Origin of the sequence: Curtobacterium sp. PhB172 (assembly GCF_003752545.1) — a bacterium.
Classification (GTDB): domain Bacteria; phylum Actinomycetota; class Actinomycetes; order Actinomycetales; family Microbacteriaceae; genus Curtobacterium.
On sequence record NZ_RKIF01000008.1, the window covers coordinates 248,775 to 258,065 of the forward strand.

2 protein-coding genes and 1 other RNA gene are annotated in these 9,291 nt (G+C 73.7%); 1 reads left to right on the forward strand and 2 read right to left on the reverse strand.

The features are described from left to right. Positions 1-87 precede the first annotated feature (87 nt). A complete protein-coding gene (locus EDF42_RS10885) occupies positions 88-7,533 on the reverse strand; it encodes an Ig-like domain-containing protein (RefSeq protein ID WP_185040906.1) in 7,446 nt (2,481 codons plus the stop codon). A 499-nt stretch (positions 7,534-8,032) separates the two neighbouring features. Further along, positions 8,033-8,129: signal recognition particle sRNA small type (gene ffs, locus EDF42_RS10890), an RNA gene on the reverse strand. 37 nt (positions 8,130-8,166) lie between these two features. On the opposite strand from ffs, the gene EDF42_RS10895 reads away from it, so the two are divergent. Then, entirely contained in the window at positions 8,167-8,841 is a 675-nt protein-coding gene (locus EDF42_RS10895; protein ID WP_123672343.1) for an SDR family oxidoreductase, read from the forward strand. Positions 8,842-9,291: the final 450 nt, after the last annotated feature.

A 9,291-nucleotide genomic window follows, 5' to 3' on the forward strand; every position in this document is an offset into this window, starting at 1 on the left:
CAGAGTGGGCCGAGCGCACGGACGGCACCGCGCCTCCCGGCCGACTCGGGGTCGGACAGGAGGCGCGGTGCGTGACGCTGCTCGGGCTCAGCCGCGGCTGCGGCGGCGGGCGCCCCTGGCCAGGCGGGAGAGCCCCAGCAGCAGGAACCCGAGGACCACGAGTCCGGCTGCCGTCCCGGCGATCGGGGCGACCTCCGCGCCGGTCCAGGCGAGTCCGCCGGGGCCGGCGCCGGCACCCGTGCCGTTCCCCGGGTTGCCGGGCGCACCGGGCGTTCCCGGGGTCCCGGGCGTGCCCGGCAGGCCGGGCGTCCCCGGGGTCCCGGGCGTGCCCGGCAGGCCGGGCGTCCCCGGGGTTCCGGGCGTTCCGGGGTCACCCGGGGTCCCGGGCTCACCCGGCGTCACCGTGGCGGCGTCCACCACCACGCTGATCGTCTGGACGGCCGAGGTCGCACCCGCCACCGTCTGGGTGATCCGGAGGGTGTGCGCACCGACCGCGAGCCGGACCGTCACCGACCAGGCGCCGGTCTCGTCCGCCGTCGTGGTGACCGGTGTCCCGTCGTCGGCGACGACCGTGACGGTCGCTCCCGGCTCGGCGGTACCGGTGACCAGCCAGTCGACGTACCCGGCGGCCGAGGCCGTCTGGTGCGCGCCCGGGGTGGGCGACGTGACCGCGAGCGGGTCCACGGCGTCGACGACGATCGGCACCTCGGGTGCGGCGGTCGTCGTGCCGTTCACGGACTGGGTCGCACGGATCGTCCACGCGCCCTCGGGCACACGGTCGAACGTGACGCTCCAATCACCGTCCGCGTCGGCGGTCGTGGTGCGCACCTGGCCGTTCGACAGGGTGACCGTCACCGCCGCCCCGGGGGTCGCGTGCCCGGTCACCGTGAAGGAACCGGTGTCGCCGGGACCGTTCGCGGGGATCAGCTGACCCGGGGTCGGGCTGGTGATCGTGATGTCGGTCGGCTGGGCGACCACGACGGTGACGGCGCTGGTCACCGGGTCGGAGGTCCGACCGCCGACCGTCTGCGTCACCGACACCGTGTGCTCGCCTGCCGGGACACCACCGACCGTGACCGTCCACGACCCGTCGTCGCCGGCGGTCGTCGTCGCGGTCCGTCCGTCGATGTCGACCGTGATCGTCGCCCCGGGCTCGGCCGTGCCGCTCACCGGGATCGGCGCGGTCGTGCCGGTCGTCGGGACCACCTGTCCGTCGGTCGGGCTCGTCACGGTGACCGGGGTCGCCGCGGTCACCCGGAAGCCAACCTCCGGTGCGTCCGTCGTGGCGCCGTCGACCGTCTGGCTGGCGGCGATCGTGTGCGGACCGGTGCCGACGCCCGGGACGGTGACCGCCCAGTCGCCGTCGTCGTCCGCGGTCGTCGTGACCGCGGTGCCGTCGTCGATGCGCACCGAGACCGCGGCGTTCGGCGCCGAGGTGCCGACCACGCGGACGTCCGTCCGTCCACCGAGCACGCGGTACGAGGTGCCGTCGGCCGGGGCCGTGACGACGATCGCGTCCGCCTCGGCGACCACGACGGTGACGTCGCGCTCGACCGGGGACGACGTGGTCCCGTTCACGACCTGGGTGACCGACACGGTGTGGTCACCGGCCGGCACGCCGGTCAGGCTCGTCGACCAGCGGCCGTCGGACCCGACCCGCACCGTCACCGGGTCGTCGTCGTCCAGAACGATCCGGACGTCGGCGCCGGGCTGGCCCTGGCCGCTGACCGGGACGGTCGCGGACGGGTCGGAGTCCGGCACGGTGAAGGTCGCGTCGTCGGCCGGGGCGGTCACCGTCAGGGCGGCACCGGGGGCCACCGTGAAGGTGCTCCGGACCTGCTCGGACGTGGAGCCGTCGACCGTCTGGGTCGCGCGGATCGTGTGCTCCCCGACGTCCAGGCCGGGCAGCGCGAGGGTCCAGGTGCCCGCGTCGGTCGCGGTCACGGTCGCGGGGTCGCCCCCGTCGATCGTGACGCGGACCCGTGCACCGGGCTCGGCCGCGCCGCCTGCGGTCAGGGTGACGACCGAGTCCCGCTGCGCAACCCGCACCGTCGAACCGTCCGCCGGCGTGGCGATCGTGATCGGGGCGGCGACGAGGACGCGGATGCGGACCGTCACCGGAGCCGACTCCGTGTCGCCCACGCGCTGGGTGACGCTCACGGTCCGGTTGCCGGCCGGCACCCCGGGGACGGTGACGCTCCAGGCGCCGTCGTCGTCCGCGGTGGTCGACTCGCTGCGGCCGCCGCCGAGGTCGACCACGACGGTCGCTCCGGGCTGCGCGGTGCCGCTGACGTCGACCGCGGTGGTCGCGTCCTCACCGGCGACCGTATACTCCTGGCCGACGGTCGGTTCGTCGATCACGACGGGGGCGCCCGGCACGATCTCGAAGGTGCTCGAGACCGGTGTGGTCGAGGTGGAGCCGTCGACGGTCTGGGTCACCTCGACGGTGTGCTCGCCGACTCCGAGGTCGGGGACGTCGACCGTCCACGAGCCGTCGTCGCCCGCGGTGACCTCGACCGGGTCGCGGTCGTCGACCGTGACCGTCACGGTGGAGCCCGGCTCGGCGTCGCCGGCGACCGTCACGGTCGTCGTGGCGTCGTCGTCGGCGACCGTGATCGGGTCGTCGCCCGGCTGCCGGATCGTGAGCGCGGCGGCGGCCACGACCGACACCGGTCGTTCGACCGCGGCGCTCGTGGTGCCGTTGACCGATTGCGTGACCGAGGCCGTGAACGACCCGGTCGGCACGTCGTCGACCGTGGTCGACCACCGTCCCTGCTGGTCGACCCGTGCCGTCGCGCTGCCGCCGTCGCCCAGGTCGACCGTGACGGTCGCGCCGGGCTGGCCGGTGCCGGCGAAGTCGACGTCGGTGGTGGCGTCGCCGTCGGCGACCGTGACGGTGGTGGCACCGGCGGGTGTCGAGACGACGAGCGGGGAACCGGCACGGACCGACACCGCCGCCGTGACCGGCGACGACGTCTGGCCGCCGACGACCTGGGTCGCGGTGACGCGGTGGTCGCCCACGGGCACGTCCGCGAACGTCGTCTGCCAGGCGCCGTCGTCGTCGGCCCTGACCGTCTGGGTCTCGCCGGTGGAGAGCCGCACCGTGACCTCGGCGTCGGCCTGCGCGAGGCCGCTCGCCGCGACGTCGGCGGTGCCCGCCGCGTCCGCGACCGTCAGGACGTCGCCGTCCTCGGGGGTCGCGATGGTCAGGGCCGTCCCCGCCCGCACCGTGACGGTCTGGGTCGGACTGGAGGCAGTGGTCCCGCCCACGGTCTGGGTCGCGGTGAGCGTCGGGGTACCGACACCGACCCCACCGAACGTGACTGTCCAGTCACCATCGCCGTTCGCGGTGGTGGTCTGCGTGCTGCCGCCGAGCCGTACCGTGACCGGCGCGTCCGGCTCCGCCGTCCCCGAGACGACGACGTCACGCGTCGCGTCCGCGTCCGGCACGAGCAGGACGTCGTCGGCGTCGGGCGACGTGACCGACACCGCGTCGGCGGCCTCGATCGTGATCGTGCGCTGGGCTGGTGCCGAGGTGCGCGGGTCGGACACGGTGCCCGGGAGCGTCTGCGTCACCGACACGGGGTGCGGTCCGACGCCGAGGTCCGGGAACGTCACCGACCAGGTCCCGTCGGCCGCGATCGTGTCCAGCTGGTCGTCCGCGCCGGCGGTCGACGCGGTGACCCGGGCTCCGGGCTGACCGGTGCCGGAGACGGTGACGTCGCGCTCGACGTCCGGGCCGGCCACGGTGATCGGGTCGGTGCTCGGAGCCGTGATGGTCAGTGCGTTCGCCGTGACGACCTGGAAGGTCGTCGGGATGGCGCTCGTGACGACGTCCTCGATCTCCTGGCTCGCCGTCACCGTGTACACGCCCGTGGGGGCGAGGCCTGTGGCGTCGACGGCCCACGCGCCGTCGGCGTCCGCGGTCGTGGCGAACTGCGTGCCCGGTCCGACCGAGACGGAGACGGCGGCCAGCGGTTCGGCCGAGCCCGTGATCCGGACCGTCGCGGTGGCGTCGTCGTCGACCACGACGAAGCGGGTGCCGCTCGCCGGGGTGTCGATCACGATCGCGTTGCCCGGCACGACGGTGAAGTCCCGCGTGACGATGGGACCATCGGTGCCGTTCACGGTCTGGACCGCGGTGACGGTGTGGTCGCCGATGCCGAGCTGGGTGCTCGGTGCCGCCCAGTTGCCGGCCGTGTCCGCGACCACCTCGACAGCGTCCGCGTCGTCGATCGTCACGGCGACGGTCGCACCCGGCTCGGCGGTCCCCCGGACGACGACGTTCGCCTGCCCGCCGGTCCCCGCCGGGATCTCCTGCGCGTCGCCCGGTGCCTCGATGACCAGGGCGTCGCCGGCCTCGACCGTGAAGTCGCGGCCGATCGGAGCCGAGGTCGCTCCGCCGACGGTCTGCGTGACCGAGGCGGTGTGGTCGCCCGTGCCGACGTCCGACAGGGTCACCGACCAGGCGCCCTGCGCGTTCGCGGTCGTGGCGACCGCGTCGCCGTCGTCCAGGACGACCTCGATGTCTGCGTTCGGCTGGGCGGTCCCCCGCACCGTGACGTCCACCTCCGAGTCGTCGGTCGCGACCGTGACGGTCGCGTCCTGCACCGGGGCGGTCACGGCGAGCGGAGCGCCCGCCTGCACGGTGACGACCTGACGGACGGCGGGCGAGGTCGTGCCGTTCACCGTCTGCGTCGCCGCGATCGTGTACCGACCGACCGGGACGTCCTGGACGGTGACGGTCCACGAGCCGTCGTCCTCGGCCGTGGTCGTCGCGGTGCGCCCGGAACCGAGCGAGACCCGGACCTCGGCTCCGCCCTCGGCCGTGCCGGTCAGCTCGAGGTCGGCCGTGGTGTCCGCGTCGAGGACCGTGACCACGTCACCGTCGTCGGGCGAGGTGATCGCGATGGGGTCACCGGCCGCGATGGTGAAGGTCGAGGTCGCCGGTGCCGAGGTCGTGCCGTCGACGGTCTGCCGAGCCGTGACCGTACGGTCGCCGGTCGGGACGCCCACGAACGTCGCCGTCCAGTCGCCGTCGTCGTCCGCGTCGACCGTCGTGGTGAACGAGCCGCCGATGCCGACCGCGACCCGCGCGTTCGGGGCGGCGGAGCCGGAGACCGTGACCGGGGTCGTCGACGTGGCGTCCGCGACGGTGATCGTGCTGCCGTCGACCGGTTCGTCGATGGTCAACCCCGGAGCCGCCGTCACCGTGAAGTCGCGCTCGACCGGGGCGCTCGTGGTGCCACCGACCGTCTGGGTCACCTGCGCCGTGCGGTCACCCGCAGGAACACCGGTGACGCTCGTCGACCACGTGCCGCCGGCGTTCGCCGTCGTGGTCGCGGTCAGGCCGTCGCCGAGGTCCACGTCCACGCGGGCGCCTGGCTGCGCGCTGCCCGAGAACGGGATGGACCGGGTGTCGCCCGCGAGCGGGAAGTCCTGGTCCGCCGTCGGGGTGTCGATCGTCAGGCCCGCGGCGGCCACGACGCGGAACGCCCGGGTGACGGGGTTCGAGGTCGTGTCGCCGACCGTCTGGGTCACGCTCGCGGTCTGGTCGCCCACGGGGACGCCGGGCACGGTGACGTTCCACGCGCCGCTGCCGTTGGCCGTGGTGGTCGCCGTGCGGCCGCCGCCGAGGTCGACGTCGATCCGCGCGTTGGCGGTCGCCGTGCCCGTCAGGGTGACCGGCGTGGTCGTCCCGGTGGTCGTGAAGGTCTGACCGGCCGTCGGGGTCGTGATGGTCAGTGCCTGCTGTGCGACGACCGAGAAGGTCCGGGTCGCGGAGCCCGCCGCCGTCCCGTTGACCGTCTGGTTCGCCGTGGCCGTGTGGTCGCCGACCGGGACGTTCGGGATCGAGGTCGTCCACGTGCCGTTCGCCGCCACGGTGGCCGTGCCGGTGCGTCCGCCGCCGAGGCTCACGGCGATGGTCGCGCCCGGCTCACCGGCACCGCTGACGGTGAGGCTCCGGGTGGACGAAGCCGAGGGGACGCTGAACTGCTGGTTCGCCGTCGGGGCCGTGATGGTCGGCGGAGCGATGGCCGTCGCGCGGACGGTCGAGGTGGCGAGGTCGACGGTGGCGACGTTCGCGCCCGGCAGCACCGAGAGCCGGAGGGCGTGCACGCTGCGCGACCCCGGGTCGTACCCGCGCGCGTCGCGGAAGCCGGTGGTGGTGTCCTGTGCGTTCACGGTCAGGTCGACCACCTGGCGGAGCAGCAGCACGACGGGGCGCAGCAGCGTGGACACCGCGGTGGTCGTCGCGGTGAGCGTGGTGCCGAGGGTCGTCAGGGCCGTGCCGGTGACGAGCGGCCGCACGATGGTCTGCAGTGCCGGGACCACGATGGAGTTCACGGCGGGGGCGAGCAGGTTCCCGAGGACGGTCAGCCCGAGCGGGCCGCCGGTCGCGGTGACGGTGGCGTTCGCCGGGGCGGTGCCGGCCAGGGCGCCGAGCGTGGTGTCCGCCCGGAGCGCCAGGGCGGTGAGCGGGACGCCGGCCGCGTTGACGTTGGCGGTGACGTTCACGGCCACCGCGGTCGAGTTGATCGTGTTCACGACGGCGGTCTGCAGCGCCGTCGGCAGCTGGGTGCCGAGGATCGTCGTGATGCTCTGGTTGATCGAGCTGACGGCCGCTTCGGTCAGCACCGGGGTGTTCGCCGGCTGGTTGTTCAGTGTCGTCAGCTTGTCGAGGTCGACGGTGATCGCGCCGGTCGCCGGCGTGATCGTCACCGCGCCGTCCGTCAGCGGCTGTGCGAGTACCTGCTCGAGCGTGCCGTCGAGGTTGAGGTTCACCGAGGCGGTCACGTTCGTGCCGTTGAGGTTGACGAGTCCGAGCGCCGTGGACCGGAGCAGCCGCTGGAGCTCGGCGGTCAGCGCCGTCGTCGTGCCGGACAGGGCACCGTTCGCCCCGACCGTGGTGTTCACGGAGTTCGAGAGCGTGCGCAGGTCGGTCCGCAGCGACGTCGTCAGGCCTGCAACCGCGGGGCTGGTCAGGTTCAGGTTCGCGCCGGCGATGCGGTAGTCGGTCGTGGTGCCGACCGTGGTGCCGCGCGTGGACTGGATGCGGGACGCCAGGGCACCGATCTGCAGCTGCGCGTTCGACAGCACCGTGGTGTCCGCGCCCGCCCGCGAGAACAACGGGTTCAGGTTCAGGGTGCTGGCTCCGGTGCCGAGTCCCGTGCCGACCCCGATGCCGCCGTCGTTGGTCAGCAGGCCGGACGATGCCGTGGCCCCCGATGCCGAGGTGGTGGCGTACTGCCCGTCCACCCCGAGCGTGAGGATGCCGTTGGTGCCGAGCAGGTCGATGTCGTTGCCCAGGTCCACGCCCACCGCGTTCAGGGCGGTGAGGTTCAGCGGCTGGTTCGTCGTGCCGCCGCCCGTGGTCACCCCGCGTGCGGAGTACGCGCCACCGAGCTGGGCGATGTCGTCGACGTTGACGATCCCGGAGCCGCTGAGCAGGACGCCCTCGCCCTCGGCGACGTCGGTCTGTGCCGCCGCCGCCGGTTGGATCGCCACGGTGGCGGCGACGAGCGCCGTCACCGTGGCGATGACACTGCCGCGCAGGAGGAGAAGCCGATCGTCCGATGCTCGTCGTCGAGCTCGGTCGCCAGCATCGATGATCCGTCGTGTCCAGTTGTTCGCTGCGGTCGGTACCCGGGTACCGCGCTGCGACGCGTGCCTGCGCATGCGTGTCTCTCATCCTGGCGGGCGCACCCGCCACCTGATCCTCGGATCTCCCCCGCTGGTGAGGCGGCGGAGTCAGGAATCCTGGTTGGGGATTCCTGAGGCAGATCTTTACACACGATCAGGTTGCTGTCCGCAACCCGTTACGAAACAGACATGTGGAGACAGAAAAGACTCCTCACGCACCCGCGCCGGAGACGGACACAGCCCCGGCTACCCCTGCGGAGACAGAAAAGACTCCTCACGCACCCGCGCCGGAGACGGACACAGCCCCGGCTACCCCTGCGGAGACAGAAAAGACTCCACACGCACCCGCGCCGGAGACGGACACAGCCCCGGCTACCCCTGCGGAGACAGAAAAGACTCCTCACGCACCCGCCAGAGCCCGGCTACCCTTGCTGCGTTTCCGCCCTGGGGGAGTTCACCTGGATGGCGTCACGTGAGGAGCCGCCGACAACTCTACCGGATACGACCGGGCAGGATTGACACATGAAGATCGCCATCGCCGGAGGACACGGCCAGATCGCACTGCTCCTCGCCCGCCAGATCGCCGACGCCGGACACGACGCCGTCGCGATCGTCCGCAACCCCGCGCACGTCGCCGACGTGGAGCAGCAGGGTGCCACGGCGATCGTCGCGGACCTCGAACAGCTCGGCGACGACGACCTGGCACTGCGCCTCCGTGGGATCGACGCCGTGGTGTTCGCCGCCGGCGCCGGGCCGAACAGCGGTGCGGCGCGCAAGCTCACCGTCGACCGGGACGGCGCGATCCTGCTCGCGGACGCCGCGGAGCGCGCCGGCATCGACCGCTACGTGATGGTGTCGGCGATGGCGGCGGACACCTACGACGCCGAGGCCGCGGTGGTCCCCGCGAAGGACGACGCCGCCGTGTTCCAGGTCTACCTCCGGGCGAAGGCCGAGGCCGACGCGAACCTGCGCGCCCGACGGCTGCGGTGGACGATCGTGCGTCCGGGAGCCCTGCTCGACACGCCGCCGCAAGGAACGGTCGACGTCGGGCGCACCGTGCCGCGCGGCTCGATCCCCCGTGCCGACGTCGCCACGGTCGTGCTGCACGCGCTGCTCGACGACTCGGCGGTCGGGGTCCAGTTCGAGGTCACGAGCGGGAACACGCCGATCCCCGCTGCCCTCGACGCCCTGTCCTGAGGCGCGCCCCGACCGCACCGTGCGCACCTCGTCACCCCGTGCGAGCTTGCACGCTCCGTGCCGCGCTACAAGCGCGCACCCAGCGACCAACCCCGCACCAGCCCACGCAGGCCGCACCATGCGGTGACCGCGACCCAGCGCCGGACGGGAGGCACGGCGCCAGCCCGCCCCGCGCCTCCCGACCGCACCGTGCGCACCTCATCACCCCGTGCGAGCTTGCACGCTCCGTGCCGCGCCACAAGCGCGCACCCAGCGACCAACCCCGCACCAGCCCACGCAGACCGCACCATGCGGTGACCGCGACCCAGCGCCGGACGGGAGGCACGGCGCCAGCCCGCCCCGCGCCTCCCGACCGCACCGTGCGCACCTCATCACCCCGTGCGAGCTTGCACGCTCCGTGCCGCGCCACAAGCGCGCACCCAGCGACCAACCCCGCACCAGCCCACGCAC